We start from the raw sequence: 21809 nt of genomic DNA on the forward strand, positions 1-21809 counted from the left end.
GTTTAAGCAGGAAAGACAAAGAAGAGCTTAGATCTGTAATATGTAAATAGGGAGAGAAATAAGAAAAGGGGAGGAGAAGGGTTGGAAGGGATTAGAGGAGCATAAATGTAGGGTAAGGAAGTGAGATTATTTACCCATTGCATCCATATCCCTTGTCCTGCGTACTTAACATGGATATAAGTTGGTTGTTGCTATTCATCTTAATTTTGGCAAGCTTTCGATTGACTCGTTTAGTAGTTCACGATAAAATAACAGCTTTTCTAAGAAGGCCTTTTATTGATGAAATAACGCTTGAAGAGAATGGGATGCCAGTTACTTATACAAAGATTAAAGGAAGTGGAATCCAATACTTTTTTGGTGAGCTATTAAGTTGTACTTGGTGTAGTGGAATTTGGTGTACAGCGTTATTACTATTAATATATGTGTTCTTTCCATATGTGGGTGAGTTCATCATCATTTTGTTAGCTATTGCAGGGGCAGCTGGCGTAATAGAAACGATTGTTAATAGACTGAATTCATAATTTTAGGTAGAACGATTGAAAATTCCTTTCATATACTATTGTGAATAGACTTAATTAGGAGGGAAGATATGTACAATCAAGGTCAGGGTCAAATGACTCCTTTTCAATGGCAACAACTCCAACAACAACAGCAGTACCAAATGCAGCAACAACAAATGCAGCAACAAATGAATCAAGCGAACTATAACCCTTATTACCAAGGAGCTCCGGCAGGCTACGTGAAAAAATCAGGTTGTGGCTGTGGCAGTAGAACAACTAGACGATAATCCATAAAAAAAGGTGAGCATATTTTGCTCACCTTAATTTTTTATACAAGAAAGTTGTTCAATCTCATTTCTTATTAATAAAACGTCGAATTAGTCTTGATGTATTAGCTTTTTTTCCTCTTCTTTTTTGAAGAATCGATAAGTATAATAGCTTTCTAGCTCTTGTACATGCCACATAAAGAAGGCGACGTTCTTCTTCTAGTTGATCTAAGTTACCATTTTTTAAGGATTCTAAAGCATAATCATGAGGGAATCCTCCGTCTACAACCCCTAGAATATAGACATAATCATATTCTAATCCCTTTGAACGGTGAGCTGTTAAAAGCGAAATATTACCTTGTGATGATTGATTTTTTTTCTGCTTATATTCTTTAAATTTAGCAGAAATATGAAATGCGTGTTCAATAAACTCTCGAATTGATTTGAAATTTTTGCTTACGACCTTCAAATCTCTCAAATCATCAGAAGGTCGTTCGATTTTATTAGACTCATTTCCACGCTTTTTAATATAGTCCATAAATGCTGGACTTTCTTCAATTCGCTCAATTGCTTCTAAAGGAGATGCGTGTTTTAAATAACGTAAAATCTTGATCAGGTTTTCAATTTTTTTAATTTGAAATGGTGCTGCACTTTTAATCGTGGTGAATGCTTCTAAGAAAGATAGATTTTGCAATACACTATTCATTTTTGCATCTTGAAATGCTTGTTGTTTTAGGAAAAAGACCGGTAATATTTCTTTCAATGCTGCTTGGTGGTCCTCATCACCTATTAATAGTAAGAAAGAAATCATTTTTCGAATAATAGGTCGATCATAAAATGAATCACCATCTTGGTCGATTGTAAAAGGCAAGCTTGTTCCAATTAATCGCTCAAAAACAGCCCTTGATGCAGTATTTGTGCGATACAAAATAGCAAATTGTCCTGGATTTGCACCGTTATTAATTTTTTCTTTCATATCATTAATAATCATCGTTGCTTCTTCCTCTTCATCGTATGGAAAGAAGAAAGAAGGTACTTGATCGTAGTCATATTGAGCATGCATTGATTTTACAAAACGGTTTTTATTTGGCTTAATGACTTCGTTTGCCAATGATACAATCCCGTGGGTGGAACGATAATTTTCACTTAAATGATAAATTGTAGATCCTTGGAAATGTTCTTTAAAGTCTAATATAAACCTGGGGTCACTTCCCCTAAACGCATAAATTGACTGGTCATCATCCCCAACAGCCGTAATATTTTCTGTATGTTGAAAAAGGATTTTGAGAATATTGAATTGGATTTTATTAATATCTTGGAACTCATCCACTAATAAACACTTAAATCGATTTTGATAATGTAAAAGTAATTCATTATTTTCATTTAGCATTTCAAAGCAACCAAGTAACATATCGTCAAAATCAAATTGCCCGTTTTGCTTTTTTAATGATTCATAGCCTTCATAAAGAGAAGCGACCTGTTCTTCCCAAGCATCTTTTGATCGAATCTCATGTGGATAAACACATGAGTTCTTCCATAAGCCAATTTGTTGAATGGCTTGGTCGTATGCAAATGACTTTTCATCAATTTCAAGTCGTCGACCAATTTGCTTTAACATGATCTCCTTTTGAAAATCCGATTTAATTAAACGGCTTGAATCCCATTTTGCACGATCAAATCGTAAAAGCATTTTATAGAAAATGCTATGGAAGGTACCAATTTCCATCTGTTGAATAGGGTAACCTAGACCTTTCATTCTTTCTTTCATTTCTGCAGATGCTTTTGACGTGAATGTTACAAGCATCATTTCATGAGGAAGTATACCGCTATTCATTAAATGCATTGCTCGAGTTGTTATGACTCGTGTTTTACCACTTCCGGCTCCAGCAAGTACAAGTAAAGGTGAACCGATATGTGTAACAGCATTCCATTGTTGAGAATCTAATGAAATTTGATTGATCACAAATTGATCCGTCTTTTGTTCATTTATTTTATATGGTGGAATATTGTAAAAAGGTAGTCTGTTAATAAATTGATTTTCATCTGTTTTTTCGATTGTAGCTGTATTTGAAATTGAACGCTTAGTAGGTAGTTTAATAATACGATCAGTATTTTCCGTAGTAGAAGGATTATTTTCAAATCTAGCAACCATTTCTTGCTCCAACTCTACGTTATGATTCATACATGCTAGATTTTGCTCTTTGTTTATATGATAAAAATGAGGAATATCATAAATAGTTAATGTGAAATTTAAGTTTTGATGGCAATTAACACATTTAACTTCCCCGCGAATACTGGCTTGATATATTTCCTCATATCTTGATCGAGGGAATTCTGGTAAATAGATTGATTGATTTTGATAGTTTGCAATTTTCATTATTTTCCCCCTTAAAATTAAAGCAGACTCATCTATGTTACCAAAAAGATTTGTGTACGAAAAGTGAATTTTAATGGGAAAAAAGTATCTTTTGATATGTATCGAACTAAATACATTAGTAAGACCGTTGTTTGTTTCATAGCCACGAGTATATTAAAGCCCCATGAAAAAACTATGATTCAATTGAATCATAGTTTTAAGTGTGTTTAATTTAATTTTAGTTTCATTTCTGCGTGTGGAATGCCAGCTTCAAAAAATATTTCGGAAGAGATTTTATAACCTAATTTTTCATAAAAAGGAATTGCAGATTCTTGTGCGTGTAGGACTAATTGATCTAATCCTTTTTCCTTTGCAGTTTTATGAATTAAGTACATAATTTCATTCCCAATTTTTTTTCCTCGATAGCTACTTAACACACAGATTCGCTGAACTTTTCCAGTCGATTCGATTAATCTAAGTCGACCTGCAGCAATCGGTTGTTCTCCATCGTATGAAACAAAATGTATACATTCTTCGTCAAGGCCATCAAACTCTAATTCTCTAGAAATTTGTTGTTCCTCTACAAAAACTTCTACTCTTACTTTAAGAGCGTCTTGTATACTTTCGTCTGTTGCTGCTACTATAGTGCGAATGCTCATTTTTTTGCTCCTAATTTAAATGTTTCATATACTTCCCAAGCACCGTTTTCTAATTGGTAAACTAATTTAAAGTTATCTACTACTTCATTGTAACTAAATTGAATCATGCGTAACTGGCCTAGAATATCAGCAAATTCAGCATCTTGTAATTGCTGACCAATTGTAATATGCGGTACGAATGCATAATCTTTTGTTTCTGGGAAAGCGCCAGTGTGCATTTTTTCATGAAGCTCTTTCAATGCTTCAACAGGTGTAACTTTTAAATAAATGACATTATTAACTGGTGCAAAAGAACTTACTTTATTAATTTCCAATTCAAATGGTTCAATTTGACTCGCAATTTCATTTAATTGTGAAATAATATTTGGAAGTTGATCTTCACTTAGTTCGAATCCACTTCTTAATGTAACATGAGGAGAGATTAACGTATACGCTGGATCAAAACGTTTTCTATACTCATTAGCCTTTTCTTGAACGAAATTAGATGGGAAAAAAACAACGCCACATTTCATAAAAATTACCTCCTGTTTGCGATACTTTATATTTTAATTTGAAAAAATTAACGAAAGAAAAATAACTAATTTTAATTATACCAAATTTTTTGAAAATCGCTAAGTTTCACGAATTATTTTGCTAAACTAATTTTTAATACCTCTTCAAGCTGCTTTTCCCAGTTTGTCCAAGTATGGTCCCCTTCATATTCTTCATAATGTAATTCTACAGGGAAGTTAGCTAAATAATCTTTTAACTGTAAACCACCTTTGACAAAATTAACCCATTGCTTACTTGGTGTAAAAACATTTTCTTCTTGTTTTCCAACAGTTTGAACAATTGAAAGAATTGAATTTAATTTTGTATTCTCTAAAAATTCTATAACATCATCATTCACAAATGGAGATTGCATAACGACTTGTCCAAATGTATTTGGATATGTAAATGCAGCTTGTAATGAAACAGTCCCACCTAATGAATCGCCGATTAATGTCCTGCTATGGGCTAATCCAAGTAAAGGTAAATGATCATCTAAATACGGAAGTAATTCTTCAGCTAAAAAACGAATATAATTTTTTTGACCAGGTTGGGAAGGGTGGTATAGCTTAAAGCGCTCCTCTGGTGAAGAATATGGTATTCCTACAATGATTGTAGGTTGAATTGAACCTTCTTTTGTTAATTTTTCAATTACTCGATGAACTTTTCCTAAATTAAAATAGTCTTGTCCATCTTGAGCGATTAATAAGTGATGTTTTATTAACGGAGTGTACATGCTTGAATAGTATATTGTAAATGTAATTTCTTTTTTTAGGTGTTCACTATATAATGTATGTTCTTCTCTAGTCCCATTTGTTTGAATCATAAAATGTCTCCTCTTCTTTTCCCTAGGATGATATAATTAGATGTTACTTCATACTAAAAATTTAGAAAAGCAAAATGTTTTAAACGCTTACAAAAATAAGTCGAAATGAGGTGAAACATGAGTAAAAAACAACCAAATGCAATGATGTCTTTATTAATTTTGTCCATTATTGCGATTTCAACTTCAGCTATATTAGCTAAATGGACGAAAGCTTCTCCATCTGTTTTAAGCATGTATCGCCTCTGGTTTACATGTATATGGATGCTACCATTTGTATTGAAGCGAAAAAATGAGTTAAAAGCCTTAAAAAAATCGCATTATAAATCATTCGCTTTAGGTGGATTAATGTTAGCTGTTCATTTTATTTTATGGTATGGTTCATTAGTTTTCACTTCAGTGGCGAGCTCAACGATTATATTAGCTCTTCAGCCATTAGTTGCAATGATTCTTGGATTTTTTGTATTTAAAGAGCGAACGTCTATGCAATCTAAAATATGTATGATTATCGCCATTATTGGTGTATGTCTAATAGGATTCGGTGATATCGGCTTAAGTATGTCAGCGTTTAAAGGTGATATTCTTTCATTTTTAAGTGTAATTGCTGCAGTACTCTATTTAATGGTTGGACAAACAACCGTAAAAAATACATCTCATTGGGTGTATAGTTTTTGGGTATTCGCATTTTCAGCTGCATTTTTAACAATCTATAATATCGTAACGATGGATAATTTCTTTGATTACCAATCAAAAGATTGGATCATATTTATTGCATCTGCCATTATTCCTTCATTAGCACATATCATAAATAACTATTTATTAAATTACGTAAATGCTACAACAATATCAATGAGTATACTTGGGGAACCAGTTGGTGCATCTATTTTAGCAGTTTTCCTTCTTCACGAAATGTTATCATCATTTCAGCTAATTGGAGGTACGATCGTAATTGTGAGTGTATTCTTGTACTTATATCAACAACAAAAAGAAGTTACTTCAATACAAGTTAAAACAGATAATTCTACATCAGCTTAGATCAACTAATTAATTTTAAAAATTTCAAAAGCTTTCAAATCATTCATATGGTTTGAAAGTTTTTTTGTTTTTTAACTAAAAATAGGTAGAATAGATAATAGCTATTAGAAAAAAATTCCATAAACTTTTATCCAGCCAATTTAAAGGAGAAAAGAGCTACTTATGAAAAAAAAGAAGAGAAAAGCCAAAAATCCTCTCCATTACATATTTATTTCTTATATCATCATTACATTTTTATTTTCATTCTTATACTTTCTCCCATTTACGCGAATTTCGAATATAAGCTATATAGACAGTTTATTTGTTTCAACAAGTGCAATTAGTGTGACTGGGTTAACAACAGTAAACTTAGTTGAGACCTTTAATGTGTGGGGAAAAATACTATTAATGATCCAAATGGAAATTGGGGCAATCGGAATTGTTGTATTTATTAGCTATGGTTTTATGATACTCGGTATTCGAATTACGATTTCAAATCTATTAGTCGTATCGAAGGATCAAAATCAAAGTAGCATTAAGTCAATAAAAAGATTAAGTTTGTCAGTTTTATATACATCATTATTTTTTCAATTTATAGGTGGACTCTTTTTTTATAGTCAATTTAGAGGGAAATATGACACTGCATTAGAAACCTTATTAGTTACTGCTTTCCATTCAATTGCAAGTTTTACAAATACAGGTTTTGATTTATTTGGGAATAGCTTAATATCGTTTCAAAAAAATAATTTAGTTTTAATTGTAACAGCAGCTTTAATTTTTATAGGTGGATTAGGATATCCGACTATTATGGAGTACATCTATAAATACAAAAAGAAAAAGTCCTTATTTACAAGGGTTAATATGCGCCTACATTTTTCGTTTATGATTCTTGGAACAATTGTATTTTGGCTTTTAGAAAGAGGCCATGCGTTTAAACATTTAAATTTTTTGGATCAACTAACTAATTCATTTTTTTTATCAGTTACGAGTCGAAATGGAGGATATGCACCTCTAGATATTGCCGAACTAACATTACCTGCCATCTTAATACTTTTAGTGCTGATGTATATTGGTGGAGCTTCATCGAGTGCAGCAGGCGGGATTCGGCTAACAACAGTATCGGTCTTAGCCGCTAAGATGTTTTCAGTCATTAAGTCACAGGACGATACAATTATTTTTAGAACAAGTGTAAAGAAAGAGGTTGTTGACCGTGCATTTGTAATTGCGATGAGCTTTATCATTTTAATCACGGTCGCAACCATTATAATTTCGATTTTTGAACCGTTTCAGTTAGATTTAATATTACTAGAAGCCATTTCGGCAATTACAAATACTGGATTGTCATTAGGGATTACAACAAATATTCATAGTGTGTCAAAAATAATATTAATTTTACTAATGTTTATTGGAAGAATTGGGATTTTCACACTGATTTATTTCGTATTTAGAGTCGATAATCAAAAATTAAAATATGTTGAAAAAGATTTAGCAGTTGGGTAAGGAGGAGAGTATATATGCCAAAACAATATTTGGTAATAGGTGCTGGACGTTTTGGGCGAGGAATTGTAAAAGAATTTGATCGGTTAGGTCATGAAGTCGTTGTATGTGATAAAGATAAAAAGACTTTAGAGCAATTAGAAGAGTACACAGAATATGCAGTAATTGGCGATTTACGTGAAGAGTCTATTCTAGAGGATTTAAATGTAAGTCAATTTGACGCAGTATTTGTAGCGATTGGAACGGATTCTTTAGCCTCGATCTTAATTACGAGAAGATTGAAAGAGAGAAAAGTTAAAAGAATTATTTGTAAAGCAAATAATCGTGAAGTTGGTGGGATTTTAGAAAGTATTGGAGCGGATTTAGTTATTTATCCTGAAGAGGAGGCTGGACATAAAGCAGCACGAATGGAAGCGATGAGTGGAATCATCGAATACATTGAAATTACAAAAAACGTTGCAGGTGTTGAAACGGTCATTCCTGAAAAATTGGTTGGTAAAACATTAAGAGAAATGAGTTTTTCGATGAAATATGGCATAACTGTTGTCCTAATCATCCGCGATGGTGAACCGATGGTATCGCAAATTGGAGACGTAGTTTTTCAGAGTGGGGATTTAATTTTTATTGTAGGAGAAAAATCAAAAATAGAATTGTTTAAGAAGAAAGTTGGATAAATATAATTAGGGCTCAATTACAATTACCTATTTGGAACGTTTAAACATTATATTTGAATATACTAATCCTAAATGACTAATCAAGGATTGGTGTATTATAATGAGCCAAGTTATGGAAGTTATTGGAGCATGGGTCAATGCAATTGGAACAATCAGTTCTGCTATTAGTAGTACACCCATGAGAGGATTAAGAGGAGAAAACCGAAAAAGATGGGAGGATATAAGTTTTCATCTTGATTTTGGTGGAAATTCTTTTCAAGCAATCGGAAATTTAATAGAAGCTTTTTTAGGCGAACCTAGTGTAATAGAAGATGCAGGTGAAATTATCCAAGCTTCCGGTAACGTCACTGTATTATTTAGTTTATTAGCTGCTGAAGCAGAGGAAGAAAAAGTAGAAGAAGAAAAAGATGCAGATCGAGCAATAAAATTAAATATTACAGGGAATGCACAACAAGCTTTTGGTGGATTAATTGCTGCCTTAGAAGAAGTCAGTTCAGAGGACTTTGATGTATCTGGTTTTATGGGGAACTTTTTACAAGCTATTGGAAATACATTGCAAGTATTGGGTGGTCTTGTAGAGTTAGAAATAGAAGATTTAAAGGACTATTTAGAAGAAACCGGGCAAGTAGAACAACCTAGCGATTTATCAGATGGAGTGATATTTGACGTACTTCAAGAATATCATGGCAGTGCTCCTGTACCTGAGGCTAGTGAACTATCGGATGGGATTATATTTGATGAAGTACAAGAATACACTGGAAGATTGCCAGAAGAAGAAACCGTTGAACTTACAGATGAAATGGAAGATCATAATGAAAATATACTATCAACCCAATCTAATGAAGAAATATTAAATGAAATAGAATATCTTTTTGGTAGAATACCAGATTACGAACCGATTGAAATGCAAGACGAAACGATTCCAAGTCACCAGGATGGATCCATTTCTAGCGAACAAGGCGGGCCAAGTGATCTGTCAGATGGGGTCATTTTTGATGTACTCCAACAATATGAAGAAGAAACTGAAACAAATCCATTAGTGAAGGAATACGAAGAATTAGCATTACTTTTAAAATACAGTGGAAGTTGGATTCAAGCTGGCGGTTCAATCGTATCCGTTTACTCTGAACAAAAAGAGTTATTTAAGGGGGATGCTGAACAAAAAGAGGAAGAGAAACAAGAACTAGAAGAGAACAAAAACCCTAGAAGAAGAAATAGAAAGAAAAAATCGACGGAAAATAAGGTCGAATCAAATCAAGAGAAAAGCAAAACTTCGAAATATACAGAGATAAAGAAAAAGAGCTAACAAAAATAAGCTATAGTGTTGATGTTAGTTCTAGATACATAGATTATAGAATAAAGCCATTTCTTAAAGGTGCATAAAATGAGCATGTAGAAAGAGAAAGAATACTAGGGTTTTGCAGTGCTTGAATAGTAACAAAGGCAACAAAAAACTAAAATTGAAAACGTTTTTGGAATTTTTGATTACATAATAGGCAAAAAGGAAAATATTAATAATAAAGAGAGTGGACCTTCACTATTTTTGGGTTAAGGAATATTATTATTTAACTATTGGAGAGATTGCCTATGAAAAGTAGAATGATTAAAATCGTTAAAAACTATAAAGTTCAGACATTTGTGTTTGGTGTGGGTGTATTACTTTTGTTCTTAACAATTGTAGTTGGTAGTATTCTATTAAGCAATATACCAAGAGACAAAGATTTGAGATGGAAAGATTTGATGCATACAATAAACGAAATAGAAGCAAAGTCGAATAGATGAGCGTTTTTCAAAATTGAAAAATACATTCTAGTGGACTTATATTCGAAATTTTTTGTTAAATATTGGTTGAAGAGTATTAGACAAAACAGTATAATAGACTTAATAAGAGAGAATTGTATCTCCAATATATTACGATTCCATAGCTCAGCTGGGAGAGCACTACCTTGACAGGGTAGGGGTCGCTGGTTCAAGTCCAGTTGGGATCATAAAGATGAGAAGGCTCAAACCTAAGTATATAAGGGTTTGGGCTTTTTCTTTGTTTTCATCTAATTCCATCTTTTTATTCCTCTTTTAATGTTGAAACATTATCGAATGTAGCACGTTGGCATCCTTCAATTCTATATCCTAGGCCTTACAGAAGGATAGAACTCCAATTAGTAGATAATAAATAATTAATATATTAAAATTGAGTTTTTTCATTTTTTACCTCATTAATTTTGATTAGGTAGACTATATTTAAGACGTCTAATGTCTTTCCTAGTTAAATATATGTTAATTTTTCCAATTAAAAAAAGTATATTCAAAGATTCAAATATACAAAAATTATATTGTAAAGAATTTTAAATTATGTCAGTATAGAAATAATGATGCTCTAAAAGCAATACTAAAGGAGGGGATAGTTCATGGTCGAACTACCAAATTGTCCAAAATGTAATTCAGGCTATACATATCATGATGGTAATCTATTTGTGTGTCCTGAATGTGGGTATGAATGGACACTGGATGTTGAAACTGAAATGGATGATAAGAAAGTTGTAAAAGATGCCAATGGAAATATATTAAATGATGGTGATTCAGTGACTGTCATCAAAGATCTTAAAGTAAAGGGAACTTCTCTTGTTGTTAAAATTGGTACAAAAGTAAAAAGTATCCGTCTTGTTGATGGTGATCATGATATAGATTGCAAAATTGAAGGTTTTGGAGCAATGAAATTAAAATCTGAATTTGTAAAAAAAATATAGATGTTTCTTATTTAACTCATCACCATTAGTAAAGAACCTTTTTTCGAAAAGGTTCTTTTTTTTCTCTTTTTGTATTTGTTCAATTTATTTTTGTACTATGGAAATTGGAAAATAGTTACAATTTCTAATTGTAAGATTTTGTTTGACGAAAAAGAGATCTGTTATTATGATTATATTAAATATTCGTATATTCAAATAATCAAATATACTAGAAGGTGCGATAAAGTGAAATGGCGAGGGAGAATTGAAAATTATAATAAAGTATCTTTTAGAAAGGATTTAATTTCAGGAATAATAGTTGGAATTATTGCAATTCCTTTAGGAATGGCTTTTGCGATTAGTTCTGGAGTAAAACCAGAGTACGGAATTTATACAACGATTATTGCAGGGGTATTAATTTCAATTTTTGGAGGATCAAAGTTTCAAATAGGGGGCCCAACAGGCGCATTTATACCTATACTTTTATCAATTGTAATTCATTATGGTTATGAAAACTTACTTATCGCAGGTTTTTTAGCTGGTGTTATTCTCACATTAATGGGGATCTTTAAAATGGGTTTTCTAATACAGTTTATACCTCGTCCTGTTACCATAGGATTTACAGCAGGGATAGCGGTTATTATCTTTACTGGACAAATTGTTAATTTTTTAGGACTTCAAAATATAACTAAACATGAGGATTTCATATCAAATATGAGTGAAATTGGACTGCATATTTCGACAATAAATACTTATAGTGTAATAACCTCAATCATATGTTTAATTACAGTTATTACAGTTATTAAACTATTCCCAAAAGTCCCCGGATCATTAATTGGTCTAATTTTTTCTAGTTTAATGGCTTACATCTTTTTTAAAGGGGAAGTTCCAACAATTAGGTCCACATTTGGTGATATTCCGAGTAGTATTCCAGTATTTCATTTAATAGAGCTGAATTTTGAAAAAATACGTACACTTATTGGACCAGCCTTTGTTATTGCGATGCTTGGTGGGATCGAATCATTATTATCTGCAGTAGTTGCCGACGGTATGTCAGGTAGCAGACACAATAGTAATAAGGAGTTAATGGGACAAGGGATTGCTAATATGGTTATTCCATTTTTCGGAGGAATTCCAGCTACAGGAGCAATAGCTAGGACTGCTACAAATATAAAGAGTGGAGCTATTTCACCTATCTCGGGAATTATCCATGGTGTTATTGTCCTAATCATATTATTATTGTTTGCACCATTAGCATCACAAATTCCTTTAGCTAGTATGGCCCCAATTTTAATGCTTGTAGCATGGAACATGAGTGAAAGAAAAGAGTTTATTCATATTTTAAAAACTAAATCTAGTGATTCTATTATTTTAATCTTAACTTTTTTACTGACTATTTTTCTAAATTTAACAACAGCCGTTGAGGTTGGTTTAATCATTGCTGTGATTTTATTTGTTAAAAGAATGTCTGAACTTCTGATCGTTAGAAAGGTATTACCTGACCGTTCACGACAGAATCAAAAGTTGATGACATATATGGTTAATGAAAATCATGATTGTCCTCAAATTAGCATTCTCACAATTGAAGGGTCAATTTTCTTTGGAACTGCTAATCTATTTGAAGAAACAATTTTGAAGTTATCATATAACAAACCAAAGTTTTTAATTTTAAGATTTGGAAGGGTTCCTTTTATTGATACAACAGGTGAAGCTAAGTTAGCAAGTATCGTCAAATACCTCAGGGACAATGACAGTGTTGTGTTACTAACTGGTCTTCAATCACAACCAAAAGAATTATTAATTCGTACCAAATTGTATGATGTTATTGGTAAACAAAACTTTTTCGAGCATTCAGGTGAAGCAATTGGCCACGCACTATTAAATATTAATTATAATAAGTGCTTAGGCTGTAAGCACTATGCATTTTTAGAGTGTTCAAGCTTATCCAACTCAAATCTATTAGATTTAAAAGATCAAAAAATGGAGTAGTAGATCAAAATAGAACGGACTCTGTTGAGTAATTATCCTTATAAATTTTATAAAAACATTCTGAATAGGTATAATGATAATAAATATTTTAAAATTAGGATATGGATCTTATAGATAGTTTGGAGGAACACAATTGAATTTAGAACTACAACAATTTAAAGCAGATTTTTTTAAAGCACTAGGTCATCCACTACGAATTCGAATTCTTGAAATTCTAAGTGAAGGCGAGAGGAATGTAAATGAAATACAAAATTTAATCGGAAGTGAAGGGTCAGCTGTATCGCAACAACTTTCAATTTTACGAAATAAAAATATTGTATATGGTACAAAGGAAGGAAATAAAGTTACTTACTCCCTCAGGGATCCAATAATTTCTGAGCTATTAGTAGTTGCACGCCAAATTTTTAATAATCACTTAGTTGATACGATTAGTATGTTAGATAAATTTAAAGAAGAATAATAAAGATGAAAAAATTAGTTATTCATAGAAAGGAATATATTTAATTCTAGATAATTAATAAAATCATTTTTTTGCATAGACCATTATTAGAACAAACTAATCTTCATTGGTCTTTTTTTAATGATTTTACTGACAAAAGATTATGCGGGATTGTTATATAAGGATGTAGGAGAGAAGTAGAAACGACTGATTATGATAATACTACTGCATTAATATAGATGAATACCATAGTAATGGAGCGGTGACGTATGCATTTGAAATTAAAATATGAAATACAAAAACGAGCAGCAGAGAGCGTAAAAGATATAGTAAAAGAGATGAACGGATTATCGGAAGAAGGATTTGTCGACAAGTTCTATCGAGACCCGTATTTTCGTAAAGGTTTTGACACATTAGTAGAATTTTATATACAAGCAAAAAGAGATGTGCATAAAGATGTACAGACGTAATTTCAGAATTTAATAAGTGTTTCTGAGAAATAAATAACAGGTTCGGTAACCCGGAATCACACGACAATGGTAACAAGGTTTTCTATTTCCTTCGAGACCCATTGATTATCGAATTACTTTTTGTTGTTCGGTTAATGTTTAACAATTATTTGTTTGATACGATCTCAATGATTGATAAATTCAAAGTTTTTAAGATTTCAAGTGTTTTCTAAGATCAAAACACTCTCTTTTAGTAAAAAAAGAAAGGATTAAAAGTGATGGATACTTATAAAAAGGAACGTCTCATGACAAGAGAAGAACTGATACAGTTTGGACATCAGTATTTAAAGGGCGTTGGTATTTCATCCATATGTAATGTTTGTATAGAAATTGGTGGGTCTTGTTGTAAGTTTTGCGATGAGTTAGAGGAAGGAAAGGGTTGTAAAAATAGAAATACGAGCTGCACGGCATGGTTATGTGGATATTTAAAGTTGATTCTTTATAAGGCAGGATTACTCGATGAATGGGAACGATTTTGGGAGCAAATACCAGGTCAAGCATACAGAATGGATTATACACCAGCAATTGTTTCTATCCAAAAAGAAATAGAAATCCCTAGTATTCAATTATTAAGTGAAGCTTTTGCAAAAGACTTAATTCGTTTGAATGCGAAACATAAAAGTTCAGAAAATATTATCGAACTAAACGATAAATTAGATCAATATATCACAAGATTCTCGATATATACAGATGAAGAAATTTTGGAAAAAGCTAAAAATGAATTAGAAGAATTAATCAGTTGTTTTTATTCTTTCGAGTTTGCTCTTCAATCTAGTAGTAACGAAAAATAATGCACCCTACCTCACAATAAACTATTACATTTTCGATTACACAAAAAATTGCACAGACTTATTCGAAACAATAGAAATATAAGACTTTCAGTGAATAAAATTGCAGTGTTTGCTTTATTTACTGGACTTAAATGAACTAAAATATTCATAATTATTGTATAATACTCGTACTCTGTATTTGACAGGGGAGGGGTCGCTGGTTCAAGTCCAGTTGGGATCATACCTAAACCTCTTGTATATCAAGAGGTTTTTTGTTTTATAACAGTACCTAATTTATAAGGAAACAGTTTTATGGGGCAGGATAGGGGCAGAAATCCTTTATTTATATAAAAGTTAGTATAATTTCTTATGCAGCTAAATGGCAGGTTAGTTCAATAAAAAATCACATAATTATGGTAAAATATACCAAAGAGGTGATAGGAAATTATGAAAAAGAATTATACAGTTTTCTTTTTGTTATTGTTTGTTGCATCTATTGCTGGGGGTATGGCACTTAAAGATTATTTAGATTATTCAATGATTATAGGAGTTGGATTAGCTATGATATTTCTTTTTGCTTCAGTTTATTCTCTCGGAAAAAAGAATAGGGATAATAACTTTAATAACTAAATAGTTTATGCAATTAACGCAGTGCCTTAGTTGTATATCGGTAGGGGTTCATAATTTTACTAAATAGGGGTGAGAAAGTGGATAATATATCTTCATATTTTATCAGTTTATTAATTCCTTTTCTTATGGTTATTATTGGAGTTGTACATAAAGTAAGGGCTCCCAAAAAAATCAATCATTTTTATGGTTATCGCACTTTTCGTTCTATGGCATCACAAAAAGCTTGGGATCATGCTCAAAAATTGTTAGGTTATTATTCCGTTAGATTTGGCATCTGTAATATTGCGATTGTGATATTACTTTTGTATCTTTTACCTTTTTCAGTGGATGTAGTTACGTTTATTAATATGGGGTTAAGTATAATTTTTTTATTTATTCCTATTTTCTTTATCGAAAAAAATTTAAAGAAAAACTTTCAGTAACATAACTTAGATTTTAAAAGTTCTTATTCAACTAAAGCATGCGATAGTTACATAAGAATATTTAATTTACTTGGTAAATAATTTCAATATCTCCATCGACAAAGCCTATGCCTATTGCCTCTACACTCTTAAGTATATGTCTATACGTTCCTTTTTCAAGGTAGCGTTTATTAGTAATGTAATGTAACTTTGTCCTTCTTCCCAATCTTGAATTTCACTTGTTCTTTTAATGAAACAAAGATTTTCACATGTTGTAAAAAAGTCAGTACACGCCCAATTTGGATCTTCTTCATCAAATTCATCAGAGCCAATTAGCTCTATATCATATGTATCTTCTGAACCCTCATATAAATTAAAATTGAATGCCTTAATTCCAGTTGGAATGTTTTTCTCTAAAACTTCATTAATGGTCCACTTTTAATTTATGAAAGATAAAAAACTTCTGTTTGTCACATGGACGATTGTCAGATTCACTTCACCGTAATTTACAAAAACTAAAAGAAATATTTACAATATTACTAAATTAAAATGAAACACTCCTACTATTCTAATCTTGTTAAATAAATTTTAGAAAAGATCCAAGGAGGAGAATTATGAAAAAAGGACGTTTGACTAAAAAAAGAGCAACGATAGTATTAGCACTAGCATTAACGATTCCCGCTGTAATGCCTGTTTCGGCCATGGAAAATAAAGGACATGTAACGATTGATTCTGTAAAATTTAATGGGATGGATGCACCAAAAACTATTGATAAGATGGTTCAAACCTATTCGAACGCATCTCTGGAAGTAAAATATAGTAATGGTGAAGTAAAGAATTTCCCGCTTTCATATAACAGGCTTTTCAAATCTGAAGATAAAATCGCAATGAACAATGGAGAGTTAATTCCAGCTGGTACACCAATTGATGTGAACGGGAAGCCGATTGTTGATAACAGTGTACCAGGAAACTCTACATATTTTGTATCTGATGCTCCCGATTCCAATAGTCTGTTAGACCCTATTGGTGGGAAGATTTATATGGTCACCCATTATGAATATCAAACATTTGATGCCGCTGGTAATTCTGCTTATGGAATCGTTCCTGCTTCGATGTCATTATCAACTATCGAGCAGGATAAGAATTCAGGCAAACTCACTCCTAAAAGTGTAAAAAAAATTGATTTCTCTAGCGTAAACGGTCTTTGGATCCCTTGTAATGGTTCTCTATCGCCTTGGAATACCCACTTAGGTTCTGAAGAGTATGAACCGGATGCACGTAGTTTTGAACTAAATCCAACCTCATCTGCAAGGACTTCCGTTGAAAGCTTTGCCCAGCTCTATTTTGGGGATAAATTAAAAGCAAATCCTTATTTCTATGGATTTATTCCAGAAATTAAGGTAGATAATCATGGAGCAGCTTCCGTTTCAAAACACTACAGTATCGGCCGTTTTTCTCATGAATTAATGAAAATGATGCCTGATAACCGCACTGCTTTCTTTGGTGATGACGGTTCCTACACAACGATGTTTATGTATGTAGCCGATAAAGAGAAGGATCTTTCTGCTGGTACACTTTATGCCGCGAAATTCCATCAAACCGGGACGGAAAATGGCGGTTCCGGAAACCTGGAATGGATTAATTTAGGACATGCTTCCGACAAAGAAATAAAAGCAATAATTGATAGAGGCGTGAAGTTCAGTGATATTTTCGAAATATCTGAAGGACCTAAAGAAGGATTCAAAGCGATTAAGCAATACACATATGGAAAAACAGAATACCTAAAAGTAAAGCCTGGAATGGAAAAGGCCGCAGCATTTTTAGAATCCCGTCGTTATGCAGCGATGCTTGGTGCTACCTCCGAATTTAATAAAATGGAAGGTGTTACTTTCAACGAAAAAGATAACAAAGTGTATATTGCCATTTCTGACCAAAGCAATGGTATGCTTGAAAATGCTAGTGATCCTTCCGATGATATAAAACTGCCAAAAATTAAATCTGGTGTTACCTATCAATTGAATTTGACAGGTGATCAAAAAGACAGAAGCGGACAAAAGATTTACAGTCAATATGTGGCAACCAATATGCTTGGATTAATTAAAGGTGAGGATCTACCTGGTCCAGATGCATATGGGAACACAGCTAATGTGGGGAAAATAGCGAATCCTGACAACTTAAGCTACTCAGAAGCACTAAGAACATTATTCATTGGTGAGGACAGCAGCATGCATACAAATAACTTCGTATGGGCTTATAATGTTGACACTAAAGAATTATCAAGGATTTTATCGAATCCTGCAGGAGCAGAATCAACAGGTTTGTCTGCCATCGATAATCGTAATGGATTCTCCTATATTATGAGTAACTTCCAGCATCCAGGTGATGAATTAGAGGGTAAAAACATTACAGCTGTCAATAAAGCTGAATTAATTAAAGCAATGGAAACTGAAATCGGTATTGATCGTACAGGTGGCGTAGGCTATATTTCTGGTCTGCCATCAGTTGAAGACCTGCTAAATACGAATCGAGATGTGAACAGCATCTTTAAAAAATAAACAAGTAATAAGCTATTGCAATAGAATATAAGGTTTAAACTCCGGTGTTCAATGAATACCGGGCATGATAATTTAATTGTAATACTTGTACTCTGCAATTGACAGTGTAGGGGTCCCTGGTTCAAGTCCAGTTGGGATCATAAAGAAGAAAAGGCTCAAACCTAAATGTTTTAAGGGTTTGGGCTTTTTCTTTGTTTTCAATTACTTCTATTTTTTGTCATGAATAATATTCATTGCACAAAGACTGCACAGAAACTTCACGTGTACTTTAATCTAAACCAAATTTCTCTTCGAATCGATCAGCTGAATTCTTCTGCATTTCTTCATTGGAATGTGAGTAAACTATATAATTCAAACAAGGAGACCCTACCGGTCTTTTCATTTAGAAGAAGAGTATGGTGTACAAACGATAACAAGTAAGGAAACCAAATGCCGATGTAGGGAGTCGGATAGCAGCGTAGTACCTATGAAGTTGGGAAATGCCAATGGAGGAAAGGCTGCTACCAAAGTATCACCCTTAATAGGCACACATTTACTACACACAGAGGTAGAATAAATGGAAACAAAACTATTAAGGATAGTAGAATTAGCAATTTTAAGATTGCTACATTCTGTGAATGATAACTTGGAGGAGCCGTGTGCATTAATAGTGCAAGCACGGTTCTGAGAGGGGGTGGAGTTCAATTTACCGCAAGGTAAAAAGACTCCATTCTACTCGACTAGTTTTACAACATTTAGAGGGTAATCATTTGATTATCCTCTATTTTATTAAAAAGGACTAATTGACTGTTAAAAAGAATAATAAGAAGAAGGTACTTGAAAAGTTTTAAATTTGATGAGAGGTGGAGATTCGTGAAAGTACACGATTGTCCTAATTGTAATACAAATAGTAGAGAATGTATTTTTGTCATCCAAAATGCTCCGAACTTATCGGAAGAGATATTAAAGTGCAGTATTTGTTCCTGGATCGGCAAGTGGTCTGACATGACAGTGCGGGAGGTCAAATTACCGGAGATTCCAGGTGGGATAGTGATCCCTGGTGTTGAACCTATTACTGATTATTATGTACTTCATTCAGATCAAATTAGAATTACTTATACAGGAGGGTGTTGTCCTCATTGTGGTGGAACTGATCCTTTATGTTGGTGCATGATGTAATAAACGATTAGGGCCCCAAACTTGGTAAGCATTATTAACTTTATAACACATAGATAATAAATATCATATTGAACTTGCGTATGCGCTTGTTGTATAACGAATATGCTGATTTGCAGACTTTCTTATTTTACTAACGGATTTTTATCTATAAAAAACCAACGTAATTTTTGAATTAATCTTATAGTTCTTAACGAGGTGATTTTTATTAAATCATGATCATTAGGAGGAAGACAGAGTGTCAAATGAAATTAAGAGTTATATTGACTATCAAATGGTAAAAATTCCAGGGGGAAATATAGAATTAAGAGACGATAGAATAAAAAGTAAATGGAAAACTGAAATAAGACCATTTCTTCTTGCCCAGTATCCTGTAACTATGGGGATATACAATACTATAACAAATACATCACTTAATACTTTTGTCAGCGATCTAAAACCAGTTGTGAATATTTCTTGGAATGATGCAATTTCTTTTTGTAATCTACTTTCACATAAAGCAGGACTGAAAGAGTGTTATTCAATAAGTAATGATGGTGAAAACATATATTGTGATTGGGAATCAGATGGCTATAGACTTCCTACAGAAGCAGAGTGGCAATATGCGTGTAAAGCAGGGACGACGGGTTATAGATACGGTGAACTTGATAAAATTGCCTGGTATAATGAAAATTCTGGAGATAAAATACATGAAGTAGGAAAAAAGGAAGCGAATGCATGGGGTCTGTATGATATGTTAGGAAATGTTTGGGAGTGGTGTTGGGATTTATATGATGAACAGGTCTATGGGTCATATCGAATTTTTCGAGGTGGTAGCTGGGCAGAGGTAGCAAGAGGTTGTGGCGCTTCATGTCGTCGTCGTAGCCATCCGTCATTTTGCATAGACGACCTTGGATTCCGTCTTGCACGGTCTTTTTAATTTCCTGAAAGGAGGGGAACAGTTATTAGTTAATGCTTAAACGTTCTTATGCAACTGATATGAACGAAACTGTCAAACCACCAAACCAAAAAGGTTTTAATTTAGAGATTTTTCATTTTTTAGACAGACTTAGATTAAGACTACCAACCTAGAATTTAAAAATTAGATTTTCTAAGTCTGTGAATGACAACTCTATAATAGTAGATTTTTTTGTATTATGTCTTAATAGCTTGGCACGAAGGCAAATAAATTAACGGAAATGTGAGTTCTTGTTCAACTAAAGCAATGCGATACTTCAATAGAAGGTTGCTTTTTAATTGTACTAAAAAGCAAATTATTGAAAGAAATGAATCGAGAATCTTTTGAACTACTTTAGTTTGATTTGTTACAATTACTGGAGGAACAGTAGGAAGAGGTAATATTAATGATAAAATTTATGTATATGTTTTGCTTGATTGTATGGGGACTTAATTTTATTGCTGTAAAAATTCAAGGAACTCCAATAAGCTTGGAATTATCCTTAACTTTTCGACTAGTTATGACAGCCTTTTTATTTTTAGTTCTTGTTTTGTTCATTCGCCCAAAGGGTAGACCAACAATAAAGGATCTCCCCTTTGTAATGGCATTTGGTATATGTAACTTTGCATTAAGCTATCTGTGTCTTTATTACGCTACAATTTTGAGTTCTGCAGCAATCGTAACACTGGTATTTTCTTTAAAAGTGATTTTAACTCCGATTGCTCTCCGGATTTTTTTAAAAGAAAAATTACATTCGCGAGTTCTAATTGGAGGTATTCTTGGTGTAGTGGGAGTGTGTATTCTAATTTATCCTTCACTGGAAAATTTTCAAGGGTTCCATGACATAAAAGGAATTATTTTCGCTTTCCTAGGTACTCTCCTAACAGCGGTTGGTGACGCCTGCTCGGCAAGAAATGCAAATCGCAAGGTTGATCCCATTTATGCAAATGCAATTGGATTTACAGTGGGCAGTTTATTGATGGGAGCAATAATACTGTTTCAAGGGAAAGAAATTATTATTTCAACTTCTTTTACGTACTTATCTGCGTTGCTATATTTAACGCTGGTTGCTTCTTTTGCTGCATGGTTATTCTATTTGAAGCTAGTAGAAAAAATTGGAGGAGCTCAAAGTGGCTATATGGTCGCCCTTTTCCCCGCAATTGGTGGAGTAGCCTCTGTTTTAATCGGTGAGTCTGATCCATCAGTGTATTTGATTGCTGGTTGCTTTTTTTGCTGTATTGGCGCCGCGATTGCATTAGGTTTTGGAACGAGAAATCAGAATATGAAATTGCCTATACAGGGTTAACTAAGGCTTTTCTTGTGTAACTAATGTATTGCTTTAGTTATATAACGGTGGAAAAGACTTCCAACAAGAAAGGTAAAT

The 21809-nt window shown here is 32.8% G+C and carries 22 protein-coding genes and 1 tRNA gene; 19 read left to right on the forward strand and 4 right to left on the reverse strand.

From position 1 onward, the window contains the following. Nucleotides 1-170 precede the first annotated feature (170 nt). Together BED47_RS06715 and BED47_RS06720 are read left to right on the forward strand one after the other, a co-directional pair. Complete coding sequence (locus BED47_RS06715; RefSeq protein WP_069033048.1) at nt 171-521, forward strand: DUF1360 domain-containing protein; 351 nt, start codon at nt 171-173, stop codon at nt 519-521. Nucleotides 522-589: 68 nt separating this feature from the next. Next, on the forward strand, nt 590-787 hold the full coding sequence (locus BED47_RS06720) for a hypothetical protein (RefSeq protein WP_069033002.1): 198 nt from the start codon (nt 590-592) through the stop codon (nt 785-787). Nucleotides 788-851: 64 nt separating this feature from the next. On the opposite strand, the gene BED47_RS06725 is transcribed toward BED47_RS06720, so the two are convergent. The 4 genes from BED47_RS06725 to BED47_RS06740 all read right to left on the reverse strand — a co-directional run bounded on the left by BED47_RS06725 (nt 852) and on the right by BED47_RS06740 (nt 5135). Then, nucleotides 852-3143, reverse strand: a complete 2292-nt coding sequence (locus BED47_RS06725; protein WP_069033003.1) for an ATP-dependent helicase — start codon at nt 3141-3143, stop codon at nt 852-854. A 206-nt stretch (nt 3144-3349) separates the two neighbouring features. Further along, complete coding sequence (locus BED47_RS06730) at nt 3350-3781, reverse strand: GNAT family N-acetyltransferase (protein WP_069033004.1); 432 nt, start codon at nt 3779-3781, stop codon at nt 3350-3352. Continuing rightward, entirely contained in the window at nt 3778-4293 is a 516-nt protein-coding gene (locus BED47_RS06735) for a YjcG family protein (protein WP_069033005.1), read from the reverse strand. The genes BED47_RS06730 and BED47_RS06735 overlap by 4 nt, the downstream gene beginning before the upstream one ends. Nucleotides 4294-4406: 113 nt before the next feature. Further along, a complete protein-coding gene (locus BED47_RS06740) occupies nt 4407-5135 on the reverse strand; it encodes an alpha/beta hydrolase (protein WP_069033006.1) in 729 nt (242 codons plus the stop codon). Between the two features lie 117 nt (nt 5136-5252). Between BED47_RS06740 and BED47_RS06745 the strand changes: the two genes are divergently transcribed. The 17 genes from BED47_RS06745 to BED47_RS06825 all read left to right on the forward strand — a co-directional run bounded on the left by BED47_RS06745 (nt 5253) and on the right by BED47_RS06825 (nt 21731). Beyond that, entirely contained in the window at nt 5253-6167 is a 915-nt protein-coding gene (locus BED47_RS06745; protein WP_069033007.1) for a DMT family transporter, read from the forward strand. A 162-nt stretch (nt 6168-6329) separates the two neighbouring features. After that, entirely contained in the window at nt 6330-7646 is a 1317-nt protein-coding gene (locus BED47_RS06750; protein WP_069033008.1) for a potassium transporter TrkG, read from the forward strand. 14 nt (nt 7647-7660) lie between these two features. Further along, on the forward strand, nt 7661-8317 hold the full coding sequence (locus tag BED47_RS06755) for a potassium channel family protein (RefSeq protein WP_069033009.1): 657 nt from the start codon (nt 7661-7663) through the stop codon (nt 8315-8317). Between the two features lie 100 nt (nt 8318-8417). Further along, nucleotides 8418-9623, forward strand: a complete 1206-nt coding sequence (locus BED47_RS06760) for a DUF6944 family repetitive protein (RefSeq protein ID WP_069033010.1) — start codon at nt 8418-8420, stop codon at nt 9621-9623. Between the two features lie 281 nt (nt 9624-9904). Continuing rightward, nucleotides 9905-10099: a hypothetical protein gene (locus BED47_RS06765; RefSeq protein WP_069033011.1), complete on the forward strand. Its 195-nt coding sequence runs from the start codon at nt 9905-9907 to the stop codon at nt 10097-10099. 133 nt (nt 10100-10232) lie between these two features. Next, a tRNA-Val gene (locus tag BED47_RS06770) sits at nt 10233-10305 on the forward strand. A 417-nt stretch (nt 10306-10722) separates the two neighbouring features. After that, on the forward strand, nt 10723-11061 hold the full coding sequence (locus BED47_RS06775; RefSeq protein ID WP_069033012.1) for a zinc ribbon domain-containing protein YjdM: 339 nt from the start codon (nt 10723-10725) through the stop codon (nt 11059-11061). Between the two features lie 225 nt (nt 11062-11286). Beyond that, nucleotides 11287-13029, forward strand: a complete 1743-nt coding sequence (locus BED47_RS06780) for a SulP family inorganic anion transporter (protein WP_069033013.1) — start codon at nt 11287-11289, stop codon at nt 13027-13029. 133 nt (nt 13030-13162) lie between these two features. After that, nucleotides 13163-13489, forward strand: coding sequence for an ArsR/SmtB family transcription factor (locus BED47_RS06785; protein ID WP_069033014.1), 327 nt, complete (start codon nt 13163-13165; stop codon nt 13487-13489). 248 nt (nt 13490-13737) lie between these two features. Next, nucleotides 13738-13938, forward strand: a complete 201-nt coding sequence (locus BED47_RS06790; protein WP_069033015.1) for a hypothetical protein — start codon at nt 13738-13740, stop codon at nt 13936-13938. Between the two features lie 257 nt (nt 13939-14195). Further along, nucleotides 14196-14768, forward strand: a complete 573-nt coding sequence (locus BED47_RS06795) for a hypothetical protein (protein ID WP_069033016.1) — start codon at nt 14196-14198, stop codon at nt 14766-14768. Nucleotides 14769-15194: 426 nt separating this feature from the next. Further along, nucleotides 15195-15377, forward strand: a complete 183-nt coding sequence (locus tag BED47_RS06800; protein ID WP_069033017.1) for a hypothetical protein — start codon at nt 15195-15197, stop codon at nt 15375-15377. Nucleotides 15378-15454: 77 nt separating this feature from the next. Further along, entirely contained in the window at nt 15455-15799 is a 345-nt protein-coding gene (locus BED47_RS06805; RefSeq protein ID WP_069033018.1) for an SdpI family protein, read from the forward strand. Nucleotides 15800-16392: 593 nt separating this feature from the next. Continuing rightward, entirely contained in the window at nt 16393-18333 is a 1941-nt protein-coding gene (locus BED47_RS06810; RefSeq protein WP_069033019.1) for a PhoX family protein, read from the forward strand. 984 nt (nt 18334-19317) lie between these two features. Further along, entirely contained in the window at nt 19318-19491 is a 174-nt protein-coding gene (locus BED47_RS23640; RefSeq protein WP_175403461.1) for a hypothetical protein, read from the forward strand. A gap of 271 nt (nt 19492-19762) precedes the next feature. After that, nucleotides 19763-20407 carry a formylglycine-generating enzyme family protein gene (locus BED47_RS06820; protein WP_175403462.1) on the forward strand — a complete coding sequence of 215 codons (645 nt, stop codon included), beginning with the start codon at nt 19763-19765 and terminating at the stop codon, nt 20405-20407. A 424-nt stretch (nt 20408-20831) separates the two neighbouring features. Next, nucleotides 20832-21731 carry a DMT family transporter gene (locus tag BED47_RS06825; RefSeq protein WP_069033022.1) on the forward strand — a complete coding sequence of 300 codons (900 nt, stop codon included), beginning with the start codon at nt 20832-20834 and terminating at the stop codon, nt 21729-21731. Nucleotides 21732-21809: the final 78 nt, after the last annotated feature.

The organism is Gottfriedia luciferensis (assembly GCF_001712755.1).
Taxonomy (GTDB): Bacteria; Bacillota; Bacilli; order Bacillales; family Bacillaceae_G; genus Gottfriedia; species Gottfriedia luciferensis_B.